The organism is Dyella sedimenti (genome assembly GCF_022760995.1).
GTDB lineage: Bacteria > Pseudomonadota > Gammaproteobacteria > Xanthomonadales > Rhodanobacteraceae > Dyella > Dyella sedimenti.
The window spans coordinates 26,417-47,860 of record NZ_JAKWJO010000003.1 but is presented as its reverse complement, the minus strand read 5'-3'; the positions used below and the strand labels follow the sequence as shown (position 1 = coordinate 47,860).

Here is a 21,444-nt window from a genome sequence, read left to right as displayed (position 1 = left end):
TCACATCCCCACGATGAGGCCGAAGAGATGGCGCGTGAACTCGACGATGACGGCCATCATCCAGGCGCCGGTGGCCACCACCATCACCACGACAATCGCCAGCTTGGGAATGAAGGTGAGCGTCATCTCCTGGATCTGCGTCACGACCTGCACGATGGAAATCACCACGCCCACCACAAGCGTGGCCAGCAGGATCGGCGCACTGACCTTCGATGCCGTCAGCAGCGTCAGAGACAACAGGTGCATGGCGGTATCAGTGTCCACGCATGTTCCCCGCCCTTGGACGCAGCAGCTCGCGCAGCGTGTGCACGAAGCCGGCGGGAATCGGCACCTGGCCCTGCAGCGGTTCGGACGCCAGGGCATCGACGATCTGCTGTGCCTCCGACTCCCTGCCCTCGTCCAGCAACAGCACGCTCTGGGCATAACGCGCCGATCGGCCTTGGGGATCCAGGCGCAAGGCGCGCTTGATCGCCTCGCCGGCCAATGCTTTCTCGCCGCGCAAGGCATGGACCAGGGCGCGACCGCCGTGCGTCTCGCCAAACGCGCGGTCCAGGGCGAAGGCCCGATCGAAACTGGCTTGGGCGCCATCGAGGTTGCCCAGCAACAACTGGCACCATGCCAGCGCGTGCCAGGTACCGATGTGCCCGGACATATGGGAGGCCGCTCGTTCGAGCACGCCAAGCGCGGCAGGAATATCCCCCCGCAGCATCAAGCCCTCGCCCAGCCCCAGCAAGGCACGTCCCGCCGTGGGCTGCCTGGCGACCAACGGCTGGAACTGCGAGATAGCGACATCCGTCTGGCGTGCCCACAAGGCAAGCGTGCCGTTCACCAGGCAGGCTTCATATTGGGTGGGGTCCAATGCCAGTGCCTGCTCTGCCTCCCGTGAGGCCTCTGCCGCCTGCCCATGGTCGAGCAACAGCAGTGCGCGCAAGCCACGACGCTCCGCTTCCCGATCCTCCCCAGGCGTTTCATCCAGCAACGCCAATGCCTCCACCAGGCGCTGCTGCTGGTACCAGATGCGGGCTTTCAGCAAATGGATGGCGATCGCATCGGTCCCGGTGGCCTGGGCAAACGACAACGAATGCAGCGCCCCTTCCGGGTCGCCGAGCAGGAATTGCGCCCACGCCAGATCGTGGCACAGCCCTGCCGGGACAGGCTGTGCCGCCTGCCGGATGGGCATCAGCAAATCGACGACTTGCGCGTAATCACCCGCCATGAGCGCGCAGCGCGCTTCGCGGAAACGCATGCCGGGCAAGGCCCGCACTTCTTTCGGTGCCTGGATCAATCGCTGCCTGGCACGCTCGACCTCGCCTTGCAACAACAAGGCATCCAGCAACTCGCAAAGCGCGTCCGGGTTGGACGGGTCGCTGTCCGCAAGCATCTCGAGTCCGGGGACGCGATTCATGCGGCTCCCCTAAACTTCTTACGCCCTGAGCGGACAAGCATTTCGCGCGAGAAGCCGTGTCTTCTCGCCATCAAGATGACTTTGAACACGTAAGTCCATTTACGCACGGTGTATACCCGTACGCCCCCTAATACCCAGCCCTTCGAAAGAGCGCCCCCGCGCTCTTCAGCAGATCAAAAGTCAACCTGAGCTGTGGTCCGGAGACTATGTGCCGTTCGGCAAAGCTGTCAACAAGCTAACGACGACGTACTTATTTGCGCAGGTCGACTCGATGATAATCAGCATGATGCCCGCATTGAACGCATGTTCTTGCGCCGATGGCAAAGCATTTGGCGAACCAGGCCGGCCCTTGTAGCCACCATGAAGTCCAGGGCACCCTGCCGATCTGGCCGGCGAGGCCAACCGTGCATGTGCTAACGACGGGCCGCACCAGCAGCTAGACTTCGCAAGCCTTATCGACAGGAAGAATCCAGCGCATGCCTACTGATCGCATCAACCCCGGCGCTTCCCTGCTGGAGGCGATGCGCGCCATGGCCCTGGACAAGGCCAGGAAGAGAGATCCGTCGAGCGCCGCCGCCAGCATCGATCCGGCAAAAAACGAGCCCACCGGTCCATCGCGCACCGGCGGCGCCACGGAACTGAGGCAACGCCTTCGCACGTTGCTCGCCCCTGTCGATCCAGATGACGACGAGGCGATAAATCGCATCAGGGAGCCCGCGCTACGCGAAGTCATCCTCTGGGAATTTGGCGACGACTTCAGGCAAAGCGCCAATTTCCATCCGATGGTCACATCGATCAGCCAGGCAATGGATATCGATGAACGATTTCGCGCGCAGTTCATGGCGATGATCCGGAGCTTGAAGCCCTGAGGCCAACTCCACGCCGGTGTTTTCCTGCCTGGCGGCCACTGCCGATGCCACTGAAGCTATAGCTCAGTGGGCGACCGGAGGGATGGGTGAAGGTGACAAGCGGGCCACCACCATCGTACGGGCGCTACTCGATGCCATCGCCAGCTACGGGAAGCCCAAGGCGATCCGTACCGACAACGAAGCGGTGTTTCGCAGCCATGCGTTCAACGCCGCCCTGAAGCGGTTGAGCATCCGGCATCAGACCATCGAGCCGCACTGCCCTGGCAAAACGGTCGCATCGAACGCTTCTTCGGCATGCTCAAGGGCAAGCTGGACCGTTGGGCGGTAGCCGATGCCGATACGCTGCAAACATCATTGGTGGTCTTCCGCGCCTGGTACAACCACGTACGTCCTCATCAGCACCTGGGCGACCTCACGCCGGGGGAGGCCTGGGCTGGCGTCGACATCCGCCGGCCGCCGCGGCGACGGCTTTGGTTCGAGGGGTGGCATGGGCTGCTGCAGGGCGAATATCTACAGCGCTGACGCCACGCCACGATGAATCCAGGTCTGTCCGGAGCACGGAAGGTTCCAAGCCGTTCGTATTGTCAAAGCAAGACGGTTTTAGCGCAAACATCCCAAGGAGGACGCACATTCGGCGAGCCGAAACTGAGCTTGCCGACCATTTCGAACGGCGGTCGCTTCAGAAAAAGGGCTCGCTGAAGAGACGGAAGAGCTATTCGGACAGCGGACAGGACACTGGCGATCTTCCGCACTTGGTACAACCACGTACGCCCTCATCAGCACCTGGGCGACCTCACGCCGGGGGAGGCCTGGGCTGGCGTCGACATCCGCCGGCCGCCGCGGCGACGGCTTTGGTTCGAGGGGTGGCATGGACTGCTGCAGGGTGAATACCTGCAGCGCTGACGCCACGCCATGCCGAATCTGGGCCTGTCCGGGATACGGAAGGTTCCAAGCCGTTCGTGCTATCAAAGCAAGACGGTTTTAGCGCAAACATCCCAAGGAGGACGCACATTCGGCGAGCCAAAACCGCGCTTGCCGGCCATTTCGAACGGCGGTCGCTTCAGAAAAAGGGCTCGCTGAAGAGACGGAAGTACTATTCGGAAAGCGGACAGGACACCCCGTTTTGTTGAAGAGAAACGCCCGCACAACGCGGGCGCTTCCGGCACAATCATCAGCTCGTTGCCTTTACGCCGAGCCATTGGCAAAACGTGGTGTACACGAAGTCATAAGCAGCGTCCACCGCATTGAAAGATGCGAGCTCGTCGGGCTTATCACGTTCTACATAATAGACCTTCCATTTATCGCCGTCCTCAACAACACAAACACATTCGCTGTTGCGGAGAGCTCCCAATGAATAGCTATTCGGGTGCACACCAAGCTCGGAAAGTTTAGATATCAACTGATCGCGCGTCATGGATGAATCACCTTCAAATATCCGTTGTTCAAGTACCACTGTACAGAATTTGGAACCTGGAACTGGGTACCCATGCCAGGCTGCCCAAACCAAGGCAACGCCTTGGCCTGCGTTACGCCAGGAATCGGCTGTATGACCTCATATTGGAAGTATGGCTTTGTAGTCAGATAGGACGACGGCAAAGCGCGGCCGCCAAACGAATCGCCAAGCGGAGACAAATACGTTCCACCAGGGAAACCAAATCGATCGAGCTGCGTACCGACATCTAGCGTCGTGTTGTAAATCGGGGCATAGCCACCGTTATTGGGTGGCCAGATTCCAAGTGCCTCCTGAAGCTGACCTTCTACTTGGCTAAATTGACCAAAATTCGAGCTTGCTCGCGCAGCCTGGCTGTCAGCAATGTTGCTCAGGACACGGGCACGAATCGCAGATGCATCAGCACCGCTCGCCAACGACGTATCAACGGCCGTCGTGTTTGGAACTGCTGGGTTGGCGACAGCTGAGCTATCGCTGGCCACACTGCCTGTTATCCCACCACTTAACAGCCCAGCCAAGCCAAAAGAATTTGCTATAGCCTGGCCGCCTGCCATCAGGCTTTGGCTAGTATAACTCAACATATCGTTCGAGTTATTTGACAGCACTGCAGCGGCAGCACTTTGGCCCGCAACAGACGCATCGGAGTAGATGTTCTCGATGCCCCTGATCCAGCCAGCGACGAGATTCGCCGGTTCCTCGGCAGCCCCCAAGACCAAGTACCCGGCGCGCTGCAGCAACGTATTACTGGGGTCGCTGAATCCCTCAACTGCCGTGTCGTGAACTTGCTCGTAATAGCCCTTATCGACGTAGTAAGGCCTCTCGATGGCGGGCAACGTCTGAGCGCTGTCGCCTGCTGGATTGAGATAGGTAACTTCGTTCATTGAAGGCGTCTGCGCCCAACTCATGGTGGGGCCACTGCCGCCAGAACCGGATGGCACTGGGGATGGTGCCTGGCTATCGTTTGGTAGCGCCGGCACATTTATCTCACTAGCCAGCTTCTGATTCACTTCATCATTCAGCCGCTGACCCATTGCGACACTGGCTTGCGAACCTATGCCAGACAAGTCGCTATCAATGACTGCCTGTGTGCTGGCCCCGTTAGCGGTTGAAAGCTGCTGAATTTCAGCACCAATCTGCTGATTGGCCTGCGTTGTAATTTGGCTCATCCGCTCATAGCCAGCCACCTGTTGGTTGACGATGGCGCTCCCCAACGCATTCCCAAACGCGTCCTCAGCGATGGTGTTCCAGCCGGCGACGCGGTCATCGCCCAGCAATTGCGAGGCCCCGCGATTGAGCGCACCTGACAACAGCCCGCCCGCCAGATCGCCACCGAACGACCCCGAAGTCAGCCCCAGGCGCTGCAGCGGCTCACCGACCGTGCCGGCTCCCGCCGCCACTCCCGACGCCACGGCTGAAGAAATCACCCCGGCTCAACTGAAGGCGCTGGCCTGCCCGGTGACCTTCGAAGCGATCACGTTATTCGCATAACTACCGGCCGCCACCAGACCCGCGCCTACGGGCTCCAAGTGACCCTGGCTGTTGGCCAGTATCGAGAAATCGTCTCCCTGCTTGGCGATCTCCCCACCCAACCCCGCCGTCAGCCCCGACGCCAAGCCACTGGTCAGTGCCTCGGTCAACGAGAATCCATGGCTCACGCCCAGAACATCGCCGGTGACCTGCCCCGCCACGCTGCCCACGAAACCGCCCGCAGCAGCAGCGGCGACACTGGCTCCGACCCCGACGCTACTTGTGCCGGCCAAGGCGGCCGTACCAGCGGCCCAGGTCGATGAGGCAGTGGCGCCCATGGCCTCCGCCGCCAAGCCCGCGGTATAGACGCTCGCCACCACCACCACGACCGCCACCACAATCTCCGCCAACGCATTGCAATGGTGGCTGGGCGGCGGCGGGGGTGCCGCCGGCAGGCTCGGGGTGGTGCTGCCGATGATCTGCCCGGGGTTGTACGGCTTGAACGTGCTCGCCGTGTTGCTCGTCGTGGTCACCGTCGGCAGCGTGATCCGCTGCCCCACCACCAGCGTGCCGTCGGTCAGCGCATTGGCGTCCCCGATCACGAAGGCCAGATCGCTGTTGCCGTACACCGACTGGGCGATGCTCTCCAGCGTGTCGCCCGACTGCACCGTGTAGCTCTGCGTGCTGTCCCCGCTGCTGAACCCCGTCAGCGTGTCCGCCGTATGGATGCCGCCGCCCTCGTCCACGTCGCCGATCTGCTGGCCCTGGGCATAGCTGTAGTGGTCCACGTCGAAGCTGCCGTAGACGGTGAAGGTGCCGTTGCTGGTGCTGCCCACCCGACGCTGCACGATCTCCCCCGCCGCGTCGTAGGCGAACACGCTGGCCGTGTTCTGCGCCGTGCCCGTCGACAGCTGGCTGCTCTGCGCCACCGCGAGACGGCGGCCGAACGCGTCGTAATAGCTGGTGTCCGTCGCCGCCACGTAGCCGGACACCGTCGGCGTACCGGTGGTGCTCTGCTCCAGGTAGCCGTCCTTCTTGAGGTAGTTGACGGTGTAGTTGGCCCCGTAGGCTGGCGTGCCGGCCCCGTCGACACCCTGTGGCGAGGTGGCCTTGGGCTGCGCCGGCTGGCTGTAGGTATAGGTCACCACGTTGCCCACGTGGTCGAAGCTGGTGTACTGCGTCACCGAGCCGAGCTGGAGCGGCCCGTCGCTCGTGGCGCCCGGCGCCGCACCGGCCGTCAGGTCGGTCTCATCCGGCAGCTGGCCACGCTGCTGCAGCTGGTAGGCCTCGTCGCGCCAGTCGCTGTCGTAGCGGTTGTAGGTGGCCTGCGCGGTCAGCTGACCATCCGCGTTGTAGGTGTACAGCTGCGCCCCCGCCAGCCAGCCGGTCCAGTTGAGGATGTCCGGCTCGCCCGAGGGGCCACCCACCACGCCCGAGGAGCCATCGCCGTAGTAGCTCGCATCGAGCAGCGCATGGCCATCCGCGTCATAGCTCTTGCGCTCGGTGATGGTGCCCGACGCCGTGGCGGTCATGACCAGCTCGTTGGGTTTAACTACCCCCGCTCTTTATCGGATCGTCCACCTCGATAGAAGGAAGTGAACATGACCCCGTTATGGTCTGACCCCGTTATGGTCTTGCCGCCGAACGTGGCAATCGGTTCCTGCAGCCAGGCAACCGCTTTATCGCGATCGCCCGATATCGCCTCGGCGGCCAGTAGGGCGCGTCTAACGCGTAGATCATCAACGATCGCCACACAGCTACTCCGTCGATAAGCGATGACCATCATAAAGAGAAACGCCCGCACAGGGCGGGCGCTTTATTACGTCAAGCCAATCTCTTCTGCAGATCAGCCTCAATTGCTTCCAGCAGCGACTGATCAGCCTCGCCGTCCTCTCTGACGAAGTAATTTCCATCCTGCCCGTCGTGATAAACGGATATGGAAACGCCACCAGATCGCAGTACCCACCGCCGCGAATAGACGTTGTCGACTGACTCAATCACTACTCCATCCCAATGCTTCTCGATGTACTTCACCAACGAATCAAAGCCATCCCAAGTCTGATCGGCCCAAAAGTGATATTCGACACGGCCTTCCCTGCCCACAGCTTTGGTGATCGGCGGCAATTTAACAGTCATTACTCTAACCCCAGCTGCTTATTAACGGAGACACGCGTCTTCTGCGAGCTATCGATAATCGATTGATAAATTTGCTGATCAGACAATCCACTTGCTCGCCTGTACTCGATCATCTGCTCCCAAGTGCGATTTGGCTCTTCCCTATTCAAACGATCAGCGGTAATTCGATCTGACATATACTCTCGAGTATCCGTACGGTTAGCATTACGAAGATCAAACGCCTGCTTCGCTTGATCTTCGAGTGGCGCATAGGCATCCAGGCTCTCAGGAATGCTCGCATCTTGCGCCAAATACCACTGTCGCGCCTCCACGTTTGACATAGTGCCATGCAGCGGATTGTCACCGTAGAGGGCATAGAACTCTGCACTTCTGGCGTTAACGGCATCAGGGCTGAAAGGAGTACCTTCAAGTGCTGGCGTGCCACCTGAAAATTCCAGTGGTTTGCTCGGAATTCCACCTGGAATCGCCCTCCCTCCAAGTCCTTCGATAGCCCCTGGTACCACCCACATCGCCGCGTCGACCGTCGAGGAACCCAGCCGCTCCATGCCGCCCATGCTGTCTTTTTCGTTGAGCGCCTTGATGAAACCCACGGGCGTGGACATCACAAGCCCATGAATGGCGCCACCTGCATCCTGCAGCATGGTGTTACCCAATTGTCCCTGGTTGTATGCCTGCGTATAGCGGGTAGTCGCCAACGGCAGCATGGAGGGCAACGTGACGGGATTGAACATCACCGCGTTTGTCGCCAGCCCTTTGAGTTGGTGCCCCACACCGCTCAGGAACTGACCTGCCCGATTGAAGGTAAAGAATGCCTCCGTGTCGGAGATGCCATGCGTACCGCCAAACTCGTAACCACCACCGGCATTTCCAAGGCCGGCAGCGGCCATGTCCTCCGCCGTCGGTGTCACATTGACCGTTGCTAGGGTCTGCGCATCAGGCTGATAAATCCCTAGCTGGCTGTAATCGTGCACATACGACTCGACCTGATCGGTCGACATGGTGCTGAAGCTCACCTGAGGCGCACCGGTGGATTTAAGCTCCTGGGCAGCGCTATACAAGTCGTCGATCGACGAGGCCTTCAGGCTCAGATAATCCCCGCCTGTATCGCCACCACCGTTGACCGCTGCCACGGAAGAGCTGCTATTCAGTGCATAGCTCATCGCGGCATTTTGCTCCTGCCAACCTGACGCACCCTCTGCATTGTACGTGGATAGCGCGTTGTTCCAGTCCGTACCTGAACCCTGCTGGGCAACCGTCTGCGCTGCGTTCGGGCTGTTCATCCCCGCAATGGCCGCATTGCCCAACGCATTCCCAAACACATCCTCGCCGAGCTGCTCCCAGCTCATCACATGGTTGTCCCCCAAGGCGACGCTACTCTCACGCGTTACCAGGTCCTGCGCCACATTGGACTCGACCCGGCTAAGGAAGTCGCCACTGTTGATGCCCGCCGCCGCCTGGTTGTTGGTCGTCCCTAGCGTACCACCCGCGGCCGAGCCCACTGCGCTGGACACCAGCCCCGCCCAGCTGAAGTGGGCCGCCTGGCCACTGACCTGCTCGGCGGCGTAAGCGCCGGTATAGCTGGCCGCGCCGATGATTGCGTTGCCTCCTACGCTGATATGGTTGCCGACATCGCTGTAGAACGCACTGTCCGAAGCGGTAAATTGGGACGCCAAGCCACCACCAATGCCGCCGCCCACCGCCCCGGTCAGCACCTGGCCAAAACTGAATCCGTTCTGGACACCCAAGGACACCGCCACCGTTTGACCCGCCACGCTACCCACGGCCCCTGCCACGGCACCGGACGCAATAGCCGAACCTGTGGTCCCGAGTTCACTTTCGAGCATGCCGCTGGTGGCGCCCGCCGTGTAATACGTCACGATGGCCGTCACAGCGATAACCACGATCTCTGCCAACGCATTGCAATGGTGGCTTGATGGCGGTGGCGGCGCCGCCGGCAGGCTCGGGGTGGTGCTGCCGATGATCTGCCCGGGGTTGTACGGCTTGAACGTGCTCGCCGTGTTGCTCGTCGTGGTCACCGTCGGCAGCGTGATCCGCTGCCCCACCACCAGCGTGCCGTCGGTCAGCGCATTGGCGTCCCCGATCACGAAGGCCAGATCGCTGTTGCCGTACACCGACTGGGCGATGCTCTCCAGCGTGTCGCCCGACTGCACCGTGTAGCTCTGCGTGCTGTCCCCGCTGCTGAACCCCGTCAGCGTGTCCGCCGTATGGATGCCGCCGCCCTCGTCCACGTCGCCGATCTGCTGGCCCTGGGCATAGCTGTAGTGGTCCACGTCGAAGCTGCCGTAGACGGTGAAGGTGCCGTTGCTGGTGCTGCCCACCCGACGCTGCACGATCTCCCCCGCCGCGTCGTAGGCGAACACGCTGGCCGTGTTCTGCGCCGTGCCCGTCGACAGCTGGCTGCTCTGCGCCACCGCGAGACGGCGGCCGAACGCGTCGTAATAGCTGGTGTCCGTCGCCGCCACGTAGCCGGACACCGTCGGCGTACCGGTGGTGCTCTGCTCCAGGTAGCCGTCCTTCTTGAGGTAGTTGACGGTGTAGTTGGCCCCGTAGGCTGGCGTGCCGGCCCCGTCGACACCCTGTGGCGAGGTGGCCTTGGGCTGCGCCGGCTGGCTGTAGGTATAGGTCACCACGTTGCCCACGTGGTCGAAGCTGGTGTACTGCGTCACCGAGCCGAGCTGGAGCGGCCCGTCGCTCGTGGCGCCCGGCGCCGCACCGGCCGTCAGGTCGGTCTCATCCGGCAGCTGGCCACGCTGCTGCAGCTGGTAGGCCTCGTCGCGCCAGTCGCTGTCGTAGCGGTTGTAGGTGGCCTGCGCGGTCAGCTGACCATCCGCGTTGTAGGTGTACAGCTGCGCCCCCGCCAGCCAGCCGGTCCAGTTGAGGATGTCCGGCTCGCCCGAGGGGCCACCCACCACGCCCGAGGAGCCATCGCCGTAGTAGCTCGCATCGAGCAGCGCATGGCCATCCGCGTCATAGCTCTTGCGCTCGGTGATGGTGCCCGACGCCGTGGCGGTCATGACCAGCTCGTTGCGCAGGTCGTAGGTATTCTTCTGCGTGTCGGTGTAGGTCCCCGTGAGCGCGTTCACGCGCACGGTGTTCACCAGCGCCACGTTGCCGGCCGCATCGTACTGGTTGGCATAGCCGGCGTTGTTGGCGATGGTCACCTGCCCGTTCTGCAGCACGCCATCGACCACCACCGCCCGGTTGTCCGCATCGTAGGTGAACCAGTACGACTGCACGTTCGGGCTCGGCGCCACCTGCGCCTGCGCCTGCGTCGCCACCAAGGTCGGCACGCCCTTGCCGTTGCCGTCGATCTCCACGCTCAGCGTCACGCTGACCGACAGCCCATCCGCCGGGTCCGTGGCGGTAATGGTGATCGAACCATTCAGCTCGTTGCGGTTACTGGGGATGGTGGCAGTGATCTGCCCCGTGGAGGAATTCATGCTCCACGTGCCGTAGATGCCACCGCTGCCGATGCCACTGAAGCTGTAGCTCAATGCACGGCCGGAGGGATTGGTGAAGGTATTGGCGGGCAGGGACCAGTAGTTCGTCGTGCCCGCCGTGAAAACGATCGTGCCGAGGCCACCGTGATAGACCGGCGGCTGGTTGGCGGGCGGATTGACGGTGAGCACGAGGGTGGTGCTGCCCGCGTAACCCAAACTGTCCGTTGCCGTGACCGTGATGTAGTACGTGCCGGCCGTACTGGGTGTGCCGCTGAAGGTGCGGCTGGATGGGTCGAACCCCACCCCGCCCGGTATGCCGCTGGCACTGTAGGAGATACCGTCGCCGTTGTAGTCCGTCGCAGCGGGGACCTGATAGGCGAAGCCCGTGCCCTGCGTGGCCGTGAAGTAGTATGGCCCCCCACTAAACTGCGGCGCCACTTCCGGCACGACTACGGAGAACGACGTGGTGGTGCTGCCGCCGGCATTCGTCGCCTTTATCGTGACGGTATACGTGCCGGCGGGTTGTACCCCGCTCCAGCTGATTTCAGTCCCGGTAATCGTCATCCAACTCGGGGCCGTGACCGTATAGGTCATGCCCGTCCGGGAGGGGTCGGAGAACACATTGAGTGGAATCGGATAGACCCCGCCGCTACCTGGCGAGGTCGTCACCGTCGGTAGGGTGCCCACCACCACGGGTACCGGAATGCTGCTGCTCAGCGTGAAGGTGCCTGAGACAGCTCCACCCTGGGCATTGGTCGCCACGATCTCGATCTGGTAGCTGGGCGAGCTCGAGGTGCCGAGGTTGTAGTAGATGGATCCCGTATCACCGTAGTTGTAATCGAGAACGAGCGGTGTGCCCGTAACCTGGCCGGTCGTTGCATTGACAGCCAATCCGACCGCATCGAGGGATACCCAATGCGCTGGCACATCCTTCAGGATGTCGTCTGTGTGCGTGGAATTCCAATAGTCGACTTGATGCTCCGGTATCAGCACGTATCCCGTATAAGTCAGCGCGCCGCCATCCGGCTGCACGAAGGCATTCGACGGAAGATTGATAGCTATGGAGCTACCGATGACGCCATTGACGTTGGGAAGATTGCCATTGTAGACCGGCGCCGGTTCCACGTACTGGGCCACGGTGATGCTGAAATAGCCCTTGACGAACTGGCCTTGCGGGTTCGTGCCCTGGATGTAGATGTTGAAGGTCTGGCCGACGGCGCTTTGCGGCGGCGTGCCGCTGAACGTGAGCGAGTTGGGATAGAAGGTTAGCCACGATGGCAGGGGTGAATCGACCTCCGTGCCGGGCACCTGCAGGTACTGGTAGCTGCCCGCGCTGTAGGAAAGCGTATCGCCATCGCTCTCATAGAACGTGCTGGTCGAGAAGCCGAACGAGAAGGCGCGCGTGCCATAGACCGTCTGGTTGCTGAGCGTGCCGTTGATGACCGGCGGCGTCGATTGCACCGTGAGGGTGAACGTCTCGGTCGCCACGCCGCCATTGGCGGCCGTCGCCGTCACGGCGATGCTGTAGCTGCCGACGCTGCCCGGTACGGGCGTACCGGTAAAGGCGTGCGTGCTGGCATTGAAGCTCAGCCACGACGGCAGTGCCGCGCCGCTGGATAGCTTGGCGCTGTAGGTCAGCGAGGCATTGTTGGGATCGGTCGCACCGGGCACGGTGAAGCTGAGCGCGCCGCCCACGCCGCCGATCTGGTTGGCGGCACCCGCCGTGAACACTGGCGCCGCTACGGGCACGGTGACCACCACGTTGGTGGTCACGCTCTTGCCGTTGACGTCCGTCGCGGTCACGGCCACGGTCCAGCTGCCCGCCGTGGTCGGCGTGCCGCTGAAAACGCCCTGGGTGTTGAGCGACAGCCAGCTCGGCAACCCGGTGGCGGTGAAGGTCAGCCCGAAGCCGACGTTGTCGGTGAACGCCCCCGCAATGTTCGAGCTCCAGGCCGCCCCTGGCGTGGCCGTCTGCGTACCTACCCCACCGGTGGTCGGGGCGCCGCCGTTGCCGCTGATAGCGGTGGCGTTGCCATAGGCGCTTTGCACGAATACCGCGCGCCGGTTGCCCACGGCGTCGTAGTTGTAGACGGTGCGCGTGCTGAGGGAACCGTTGTCCGGGTTCTCCGTCGTCACCATGCCCAGGCGGTTGTGGCTGTCGTACTGGGTGATGGTTTCCGTATGCACCGTCTGGCCGGCGCCATCGGTGGTGTAGGTGGCATCCACCGTCTGGTTGCCGTTGGCGTCGTACTGGTACGTGTCCCATTGCGCGGTGGTGCCGCCAGTCTTCTGGGTCACTTGCTGCAGCTGGCCATCGGCGTAGTAGGTGTAGTCCTGCTCGCTGCCGCTTCCGGTCAATATGCCGGGCAGGTAGCCGGGATTGCTCTGACCCGTCGGTGCCCAGTTGCTGGTCTCCTTGACGAGCAGGCCGGAACTGGCGTCGTAGGTATAGGTCGTGGTGGCGCCGCTCAGGTCGACGTGGGAGGTCACGCGCCCGAAGTAGTCGTACACCCAGGTCTGCGTGTTGCCGTTGGCGTCGGTATCGCTGACCTTGTTGCCGTTGGCATCGTAGGCGACGGTTTCCTGCCAGCCGTTCTGGTGCTGGATCGTCGTCTGGCTGGTCAGTACCCGGTGCTGGCTGTCGTAGGTGTAGTAGCTGGTATTGCCCAGCGCGTCGGTCACCTGGGTGCGGTCGCCATTGGTATTGAGGACGTAGGTTTCCTGCGCCTGCTGGGTACGGGCCGTGCCTGCGCTGTTGAGCAGGAAATCGCCTTGCTGCACCGCCTGGTCGAGGTTGTCGTAGTTGGTGTAGGTGATGTGGGCAACCGGCCCGGTGGCCGTATTGGCCGGCGGCGTCTGCTGCGCCACGGCACGCCCCAGCGCGTCGTAGGCCGTATAGGTCTTGTTGCCTGCGCCATCCTGGGTGATGGTGAGGTTGCCGGCCCCGTCGTAGGTGTTCCAGGTACTGTTGCCGTTCTCGTCGGTGACCCCGATCAACTGGCCGCTGACGTTGTAGTACCAGTTCTTGGTCGGCGTCTGCCAGGTACGCGCACCCGTGGCCGAGACGACCTGCACGTTCGGCTCGATTTCGCGGATGAGCGTGTTGTGGCTGTCGTAGAGATACTGGGTGACGTTGCCCGCCGCATCCGTATAGGACAGGACATTGCCCCAGCGATCGTAGCTGCGCAGCAGCATCGGGGTGCCTACCCCGCTGGCCGCCGAGGTGCTTGGCGTACGCTGCTGCACGGTATGGCCCGCGAGATCCAGCCAGTTATGGACAAAGGTGGTGGCGCCACCGCCGGTGACGACGGTCGCATCGACGATCAGCTGGCCGGCCAGGTCATAGCCATAGCTGTGGACGGCTCCGCTCTTGGCGTCCGGCGCGGCGATCTGGTTGCCCACGTTGTCGTAGGTGTAGGTGGCCTCGTAGCCCTTGTTGTCGCCCCGAGCAATCACCTCGCCGAAGGCGTTGTACTTGACCTGGGTGTAGCTGTCGTACCCGGACTGCCCCGAGCGCTGTGTGATGGATGTCAGCTGCTGGTTGTCGGCATCGTAACCATAGGTGCTCGTGACCGTGACGGACGTGCCGTTGTTGGTCAGCGTATAGCTTTCTCCAGTGATGTTGCCGTTGTTGTCGTAGCTGGTGTAATGCGCGTTGCCGTTGGCGTCGAGCTGTTCCACCTGCTGGCCCAGGGCGTTGTAGTAGGACCAGGTCTGCTGCGACTGGCCACCCGCCGACACGTTGGTGCTCAGTACGTGGCCCAGCGCATCGTAGACATAGCTGGTGACCGGGCTGGCCGTGGTGTAGAGGCTGCTGCTGGTCAGGTCCAGCGTGGGGCTTTGTTGCAGCAGCGTCTGCCAGTTGCTCACCAGCACCTGGCGTGCCGGCGCGGTGACGCTGGTGACGCGCCCCGCCGCATCGTAGGCGGTGGTGGTCTTCATGCCATTGACGGTGACCGTCAGGACACGGTTTTCCCCGTCGTAGGTGTAACTGGTCACCGAACTGCCGGTGGTGATGCCCGGCGTACCGTTGACGTCGCTGAACTCGCCGGTGTCCGTCTCGCTCAGCTTGCGGCCGATGGCGTCGTAGCTGTAGGCGGTCGTGCGGTCATAACCCGTCGCCTGCGTTCCCGCCGACGGCACGCCCGGCTTGGTCGCCGTGGTGATACCGCTGGTGCTGATCGCCGTCGCATACTGGGTGGTGCTGGTGACGTCGCCGAACGCATCGTAGGCCGTGGTGGTGACGTAGCCCTGCGGGCTGGTATAGCTGCCGGCGGGCGACACCGTCATCACGGCGCGATTCAGGGCGTCGTAATACGTGTAGGTCGTCGCCCAGATGGCAGGGGTGGCGTTGCTGTCACCGGTGGCGTTGGCGCCCTGGACCAGTACCGACGTGCTGGTGAGGTTGCCGTACGCATCATAGGTGTAGGTGGTGGTCGGGGAGGCCGCCGCCATGGCCGTGCCGGCCATCGGCCCCATGGCGAGGTCATAGGCAATGGCCGATTGCAGGACCTGGGTCTTCTGGTTGAGCTGGTTGTAGCTGGTGGTCAGGGTGCGGTCGCTGCCGGAGGCGACCAGGCCCTGCTGCACCTGGGCCAGGCTCAGCGGCTGCCCGGCACTCCAGCCGGTGATGGCGCCGGTATTCAGCGCCGTGGCGTAGCGCTTGGTACTGGTCTGGTTGCCATAGGCATCGTAGGTGCTGGCGGTGACGTAGCCATCGGCATCGACGCTGTAGGCCAGCTCGCCGTCGGTGTTGTAGACGTTGTACTGGTAGTGCCCGTTGGCGTCCTGGTCCACCACGGCCTGGCCAAGCGCGTTGTAGACCACGTGCGTGGCGGCCGTGCCGGCATAGGTGGTACTGGTCTGGTGACCCAGCGCGTCGTAGCCATAGGTGGTCGTGGTCGCCGCCGTGATATGGGCGCTGTCCGGCCCTGCCCCCTGGCTGATGGCCGTGACGTTGCCCGCGCCATCGTAGCTGTAGGAGGTATACAGGTACTGCGTGGCGGTCTGGAACGCGCCGGTGCTGGCGTTGTAGCTGCCCACGGTGACCGCGGGGCTCTGCTCCAGCGTCTTGCGGCCCGCCTTGTCGTAGCTGTCATAGGTCCAGTGGCCGTCACGGTCCTCGCGCGCCGTCTGCAGGCCCGTGGCGTCGTACTGGAAGCTGGCGTTGGTGCCGATGGCGTCGGCCGTGGCGGTGACACGGCCGGCGGCATCGTAGGTGCTCTTGCTGATGCGGGCGCCGGTGGTGCCGCTGTTGGTGGCGCTGACGGCGCTGGCCAGGTTCGCCATGGTCTGCGAACTGGGCAGCGTGATGGCATTGGCGTAGGCAATGGTGGCCGTGACGCGACCATCGGCGTCATATTGGGTTTCGGTCACATGGTTGGTCGCATCGACCGTGTAGCGCAGGCGGCCGGCATTGTCGTAGACGCTGTAGGTGACGTGGCTCGGCGCACTGGCCAGCGACTGCGTCACGCTGCTGGTGGACAGTTGGGCGCTCAAGGCCTGGCTGCTGGAGAGTACCAGCGTGCTGCCGTAGCTGATCGATACCAGCACACGGCCCGCCGCGTCGTAGCGCTGCTCCGCCACCACGCCCACCAACTGGCCGTTCACAGTGTTCTGCTGGACAGTGAAGCGCTCCTGCCCGTCCGCATCGTACAAGTGCAGCGTGGCATGGGCATTGGCGTCGGTATTGCCGGCCCCGCTCACCAGCGATGCCATGGAACCCAGCGCCGTGCCCTGCTGCAGTGAGGTCGCCAGCGTGCCGGACACGCTTACCGCGTTGGCATAGGCCAGCACCTCGCTGACCCGGCCCTCGGCGTCGTAGCGCGTCTCAGTGACATAACCCATCGGGTCGATGCTGTAGCGCACCTGGCCTTCGGCGTTGTACGCGGTATAGGAAACCTGGTCGGCGCTGGTCGCCGTGAGATCGGCCTGCACCTGCGCCAGGGTCGGGGCACTGCCCAGTGCGCTCAGCTGCGTGCTGCTCAGCGGCGTGGCGTAGGCGTGCACGGACGTGACGCGTCCATCCGCGTCGTGGGTGGTCTGCACCACCGCGCCGGCAGCGTCGATGGAGACGACCGCCTCGTTGGCTTCGTTGTAGACCGTGCGTGCCACGTGACCGTCGGCATCGGTGACGCTGATGAGGTTGTCGTTGCCGTCGTAGGCGTAGCTCGTGACCAGATGCAGCCCCGACGGATCGACGATCTGCTGGCTGAGCCGCTCGAGGTTGTCGTACACGTACTGGGTGGTGCGCGCGGCCGAGGTGCCCGCGCCCACCGTTACCGTGAGGGTCTTGCCCTCGCCGTCGTAGCTATAGGTGGTGGTGAGATTGAGCTTGCCGGTGCCGGCATCCTGCACCTGGGTCAGTACGTCGCCGTCCGCGTCGTAGCTGTAGGTGGTGACCGAACCGGCCGGGTCGGTCACGCTCAGCTGGCGCCCTATGCCGTCGTAGGCATAGGTGGTCTTCAGGTTCAGGCCCGACGGATCGACCGTCCGGGTCAATACCCGGCCGCTGGCGTCATAGCTGTAGGTGACGACGTGGCCCGTCGCGTCGGTGGTTTGCGTCAGGTGGCCGTCGGCGTCGTATTGGTTGGTGCTGGTATTGCCCAGCGCATCCTTGGTCGTCAGCAGGTTGCCGTCGCCATCGTAGGTGTACGTGGTGATGTCGTTGGCGGCGTCGGTGACGGTCAGCGTATCGCCATAGGCATCGTAGGCGGTGACGAGCTTGACGCCGTCCGCCGTGGTGACGGTGGTCTTGTGATTGAGCAGGTCGTACTGGTAGGCGGTGACGTTGCCCGCCGCATCGGTCTGGGTCACCACGCGGTCGAACGCGTCGTAGGTGGCGTGCGTCGTGCGCGCCACGCCCTGGACCGTCTGCGACGCACTGACCTGGCGGCCCAGCCCGTCGTAGGTGTAGGTCGTGCTGTTGCCGCGCGCGTCGGTGGTCTTGGTGATGCGGCCGAAGGCGTCGTAGGTGACCGACGTGCTGCGCGCCACGCTGGTGCCGGCCCCGTCGGCCTCGCCGGTGCGCTCGCCGCGCACGTCATAGGTGTAGTTCGTGATCGTGCTGTTGGCGGTGGACAACGCGCTGCCCGGGGCGCTGAGCTGCTGTTGCTGCTGGATCAGGTCGCCGAAGGCGTCGTACTTGCTCGCGGTGTGATAGCCCAGCCCGTCGATGGTGCCCGCCACCTGGCCATCGAGCGTGTAGGTGTAGGTCGTCGTGGTGTCCAGGCTGGCGTTGGCCAGGGCCGACGCCGCCGTGCCCAGCTGGGCGGTCGTGGCGGTGCTGACGTTGAGGGTGCTGCCGCTGCTCGATCCCGACGTGGCAAGCGTCAGCAGGCCCGCGTATTGGCGGCTGGTGGCCACTTGCCCGAACGCGTTGTAGGTATAGGCGGTGACTGCTCCCTGCTTGTTGGCGACGCCGCCTTGCGGCTGCCCCTGCACGACGTAGGCTACCCGCCCATCGGCGTCATAATAGGTATAGGTGGTGTTGCCGAGCGGATCGGTGGCGGTCACGCGCTGGTCGAGCGCGTTGTAGGTGTAGGTGGTGCCCTTGCCGTTGCCGTCCGTCGTCGTCAGCGTGTCGCCGAAGGCGTTGTAGGTCGCGCTGGTGGTACGCGCCGCCCCCTGCCCGCTGGCCGGCGTGGCGACCGAGCTCAGCAACTGGCCGACGCTGTTGTAGTTGTAGACGGTAACCGTGCCATCCGGCGCCGTGCTCTGGTGCAGGCGGCCATCGGCATCGTACTGGTCCATGGTGGCCTGGCTGCTGGGCGAAGTGCCGAGCAAGGCTACCAGGCCCGCCACGGTCTCCTTGCCGGTCAGCGCACTCAGCTGGGCGGCGGTCAATGCTGTGGCATAGCGCGTCGTGGTGGCGGCATGCGTCGTTTCGTTGACCGTGGTCGTCGTGAGATAGCCGTCCGCATCGATCTGGGCGACGTTCCGGCCCGCGTCGTCGTAGTAGTAGCGTGTGGTCTGGTCGTTGGCGTTGGTGGAAAGATCCGCCTGCAGCGCGGCCAGGGTCGGGGTAGCGCCGAGAGTGCTGACCTGCGCGCTGGTCAGGGCGGTGGCATAGGCGACCTGCCTGGTCGGCCGGCCTGCCGTGTCGTAGCTGGAGACGACGACGTAGCCGGCGGGGTCGATGGTGGCGACAGGCTGGTTGTCGGCATCGTAGATCGTCCGGCTGGTGCGGTCGCTCGCGCTGGTCGTGAGGTCCGCCTGCAGCGCGCTCCAGTTCGGCTGGGCGCCGAGCGCCGTCAACTGCGCGCTGGTCAGCGCCGTCGCATAGGCGGTCGTGCGTATCGCATTGCCGTCGCCATCGTAGGTCGTGGCAACGACATCGCCCAGCGCGTCGATGGTGGCGATGACGCGACCCGCCGCGTCGTACAGCGTGTGCGCCGTGCGGTCGCTGGCATTGGCGGTCGGGACCGGCAGGCTCGCCGGGTGGCTGGTCGTCAACGCGCCGGCACTGACCCAGCCCGAGGTGCTGACCAGCGTGGCGTACTGGGTAGTCGCCACCATGTGGCCATCCGCATCGTAGGCGAATGCGGTGACCGCCCCCGTGGCGTCCACCGTGCCGGCTACGCGGCCGTCCGCATCGTAGAAGGTATAGCTGACGTTCCCAGCCGGGTCGATGGCGGCCACCTGCTGGCCCGCCGCGTCGTACAGGTAGGAGGTCACGCGGCTGGTCTGCCCGCTGGCCGATTGCGTGCTGCTGACCAATTCGCCGGCATTGTTGCGCACCTGCGTGGTGGTCAACCCGTTGGCCTGGGTGATCGCCAGCTGGTTGCCGCTGTCGGTGTAGACATAGCTGGTGACGTTGTTGAGTGGGTCGGTCATGCTGACCAGCCGCCCCAGCCCGTCGTAGGCGTAGGTCGTCTTTTCCTGGCTGCTGCCGCGCACCGTCGCTTGCTGCAGCAGGCGTCCCTGCGCGTCGTAGGTGTACTGGGTGATGATGGCGCCCGTGTCGCCGCTCTGCGTGCCCTGGCCGCTGCTGCCGAGCACGTCCCACTGGATCGACTGGCTCAACTGGCCTCGCACGTCATAGCTGTAGTCGGTGCGTTGCATCTGGCCCAGCACCGCTTGCACCGGACTGCTGGCCACCCAACTCTGCAACTGCGCCAAGGTCGGCGGCGCGCTGGGGCTCAAGCCCGTCAGGCTGTAGCTCACGCCGACGTATTGCCTGCTGCTGGCCAGGACGGTGACGCCCTGGCTGGTGCCGTAGTCGTGCTCGGTGACGTTGCCCAGCGCGTCGACCACGTAGTTGAGGCGGTCGCTGGCGTCGTAGACGTAGTAGGTGGTCTGCGCCCCGCCCGGCGCGACATAGCCGCTCTGCCCCGCCACGCCCTGGGCCGGCACGCTGTAGGTGGTCTGGCTGGTGACCTGGTTGTCGGCGTTGTAGGTATAGCTGATGGTGTGCCCGGTGGGATCTTCCGCGCTCAGCCGGTTGCCGTTGGCATCGTAGGTATAGGTGGTGATGCCGCCATCGGCATCGGTCACCTGGGTAAGGTTGCCGCTGGCGTCGTAGAGGTACTGCGTGGTCGGATTGGCGCCGTTGACGGTGGGCGCCACCACCTTGGTCAACTGGCCTGCCGCGTTGTAGGAGTAGCTCCAAGTCCGGCCCAACCCATCGGTAACGGTGGTGGTATCCGTGCCCAGGTTGTAGCCCAGCGTGATGGTCTGGGCCGCGGCGCCGCTGCCGGTGGTGATGGTCGCCACCCGATAGGTACCGTTGGCATCCGCCGCATAGGTATAGCTGACGCTGGTCCCGTCGCTCTGGGTCACCGAGGCGACCCGGTCGCTGCTGCCATCGTAGGTGTAGGTGGTGGTGTAGCTGGCCGTGGTGGTGTCGGTATCCGAACCCAGGGTGGTGGTCACCGTATGCAAACGGCCCTGGGTGTCGTAGCCATAGCTCACCTGCTGGCGCACCACCGCCGTGGTGCCGCCGGGCGGGATTTCACTGATCGACAGGCTGGTGAGGGCGCCGCTGGTATAGCCCAGGGTCAGCTTGTCGCCGTCGCCGGCGGTGATGGTGCTGAGCTCGTTGCTGGCGTCATAGCCGAAGGTATAGCTCGCGCCAGTCTCGGGATCCTTCAGGGTCTGCAGCTGGCCGCTGCCGCTGTAGGTCTCCTGCACCCGGCTGGTGCCATCGGTCCAGGTCCAGGTGGATGCCGAGGCATTCCAGGCCAGGGTGTCGGCCGTGCCCGCCTGGCCCTGGCTGACGTACTTGCCCAGGGTGGCGTTGAAGGCGTAGGTGACGACCGAGCCATCGTCGGCCACCCGGGTGATCGTGCTGCCGGCGGTATTGACCGTACCGGTCACCGCGCCCAGGTGGCGGTTGAAGCCGAACAGCCATCCCTGGTTGCCGGTGGCCTGCCCGAGGCTGTTGTACGTCCTCAGTACATTGAGCGGCAGCCCATCGAAGATCAGCCCCTCGTCGGCGTTCTGCAGGATCAGGTTGCCCGTGGCCAGGTTGAGGTATTGCCCGCTCGACGCCTGCCCGATGGCGGCTTGCCCGCCGGAAGTCTGCCCCAGTTGGGACAGTGACGTGTTGGCGAGCCCAAGACCGTTCCCTGCGATCACTGCGACCATCGAACCACTCCCCGGATAAGCGTCAGTCGGTGCCTTGCCCGGCCACGGGCATGGGCTGTCATCGACTTA

The 21,444-nt window shown here is 63.8% G+C and carries 11 protein-coding genes; 4 read left to right on the top strand and 7 right to left on the bottom strand.

The features are described 5' to 3' along the window. Positions 1–264, bottom strand: coding sequence for a flagellar biosynthetic protein FliQ (locus MJ605_RS07850; RefSeq protein ID WP_243040864.1), 264 nt, complete (start codon positions 262–264; stop codon positions 1–3). Continuing rightward, positions 254–1,405 (bottom strand): tetratricopeptide repeat protein, encoded by a 1,152-nt coding sequence (locus MJ605_RS07845; protein WP_243040861.1) that lies wholly within the window; start codon positions 1,403–1,405, stop codon positions 254–256. Before MJ605_RS07845 ends, MJ605_RS07850 begins: the two co-directional genes overlap by 11 nt. Positions 1,406–1,881: 476 nt before the next feature. On the opposite strand from MJ605_RS07845, the gene MJ605_RS07840 reads away from it, so the two are divergent. From MJ605_RS07840 to MJ605_RS19425, 4 genes are all read left to right on the top strand, one after another. Beyond that, on the top strand, positions 1,882–2,274 hold the full coding sequence (locus tag MJ605_RS07840) for a hypothetical protein (RefSeq protein WP_243040859.1): 393 nt from the start codon (positions 1,882–1,884) through the stop codon (positions 2,272–2,274). Between the two features lie 16 nt (positions 2,275–2,290). Beyond that, a complete protein-coding gene (locus tag MJ605_RS19430; protein WP_425600992.1) occupies positions 2,291–2,602 on the top strand; it encodes a DDE-type integrase/transposase/recombinase in 312 nt (103 codons plus the stop codon). Continuing rightward, positions 2,530–2,796 (top strand): integrase core domain-containing protein, encoded by a 267-nt coding sequence (locus MJ605_RS07835; RefSeq protein ID WP_279237498.1) that lies wholly within the window; start codon positions 2,530–2,532, stop codon positions 2,794–2,796. The genes MJ605_RS19430 and MJ605_RS07835 overlap by 73 nt, the downstream gene beginning before the upstream one ends. A gap of 192 nt (positions 2,797–2,988) precedes the next feature. Then, positions 2,989–3,177 (top strand): integrase core domain-containing protein, encoded by a 189-nt coding sequence (locus MJ605_RS19425; RefSeq protein WP_425600998.1) that lies wholly within the window; start codon positions 2,989–2,991, stop codon positions 3,175–3,177. Positions 3,178–3,445: 268 nt separating this feature from the next. Here the strand turns inward: MJ605_RS19425 and MJ605_RS07830 are convergent, their stop codons facing one another. The 5 genes from MJ605_RS07830 to MJ605_RS19295 form a co-directional block, all read right to left on the bottom strand. Next, positions 3,446–3,688, bottom strand: a complete 243-nt coding sequence (locus tag MJ605_RS07830) for a hypothetical protein (RefSeq protein ID WP_243040854.1) — start codon at positions 3,686–3,688, stop codon at positions 3,446–3,448. Continuing rightward, positions 3,685–5,148, bottom strand: a complete 1,464-nt coding sequence (locus tag MJ605_RS19355; RefSeq protein ID WP_243040852.1) for a TNT domain-containing protein — start codon at positions 5,146–5,148, stop codon at positions 3,685–3,687. Before MJ605_RS19355 ends, MJ605_RS07830 begins: the two co-directional genes overlap by 4 nt. A 6-nt stretch (positions 5,149–5,154) precedes the next feature. After that, positions 5,155–6,723, bottom strand: a complete 1,569-nt coding sequence (locus MJ605_RS07820) for a LysM peptidoglycan-binding domain-containing protein (RefSeq protein WP_243040851.1) — start codon at positions 6,721–6,723, stop codon at positions 5,155–5,157. A 292-nt stretch (positions 6,724–7,015) separates the two neighbouring features. After that, positions 7,016–7,327 carry a hypothetical protein gene (locus MJ605_RS07815; RefSeq protein ID WP_243040849.1) on the bottom strand — a complete coding sequence of 104 codons (312 nt, stop codon included), beginning with the start codon at positions 7,325–7,327 and terminating at the stop codon, positions 7,016–7,018. Then, positions 7,327–21,375: a putative Ig domain-containing protein gene (locus MJ605_RS19295; protein WP_279237486.1), complete on the bottom strand. Its 14,049-nt coding sequence runs from the start codon at positions 21,373–21,375 to the stop codon at positions 7,327–7,329. Before MJ605_RS19295 ends, MJ605_RS07815 begins: the two co-directional genes overlap by 1 nt. Positions 21,376–21,444: the final 69 nt, after the last annotated feature.

Excerpts from the sequence above, each read along its gene's own strand:
- MJ605_RS07840 (WP_243040859.1), top strand. The coding sequence starts at position 1,882 with ATGCCTACTGATCGCATCAACCCCGGCGCTTCCCTGCTGGAGGCGATG.
- MJ605_RS07820 (WP_243040851.1), bottom strand. The coding sequence starts at position 6,723 with ATGACCGCCACGGCGTCGGGCACCATCACCGAGCGCAAGAGCTATGAC.
- MJ605_RS19295 (WP_279237486.1), bottom strand. The coding sequence starts at position 21,375 with ATGGTCGCAGTGATCGCAGGGAACGGTCTTGGGCTCGCCAACACGTCA.
- MJ605_RS07830 (WP_243040854.1), bottom strand. The coding sequence starts at position 3,688 with ATGACGCGCGATCAGTTGATATCTAAACTTTCCGAGCTTGGTGTGCAC.
- MJ605_RS07845 (WP_243040861.1), bottom strand. The coding sequence starts at position 1,405 with ATGAATCGCGTCCCCGGACTCGAGATGCTTGCGGACAGCGACCCGTCC.
- MJ605_RS07815 (WP_243040849.1), bottom strand. The coding sequence starts at position 7,327 with ATGACTGTTAAATTGCCGCCGATCACCAAAGCTGTGGGCAGGGAAGGC.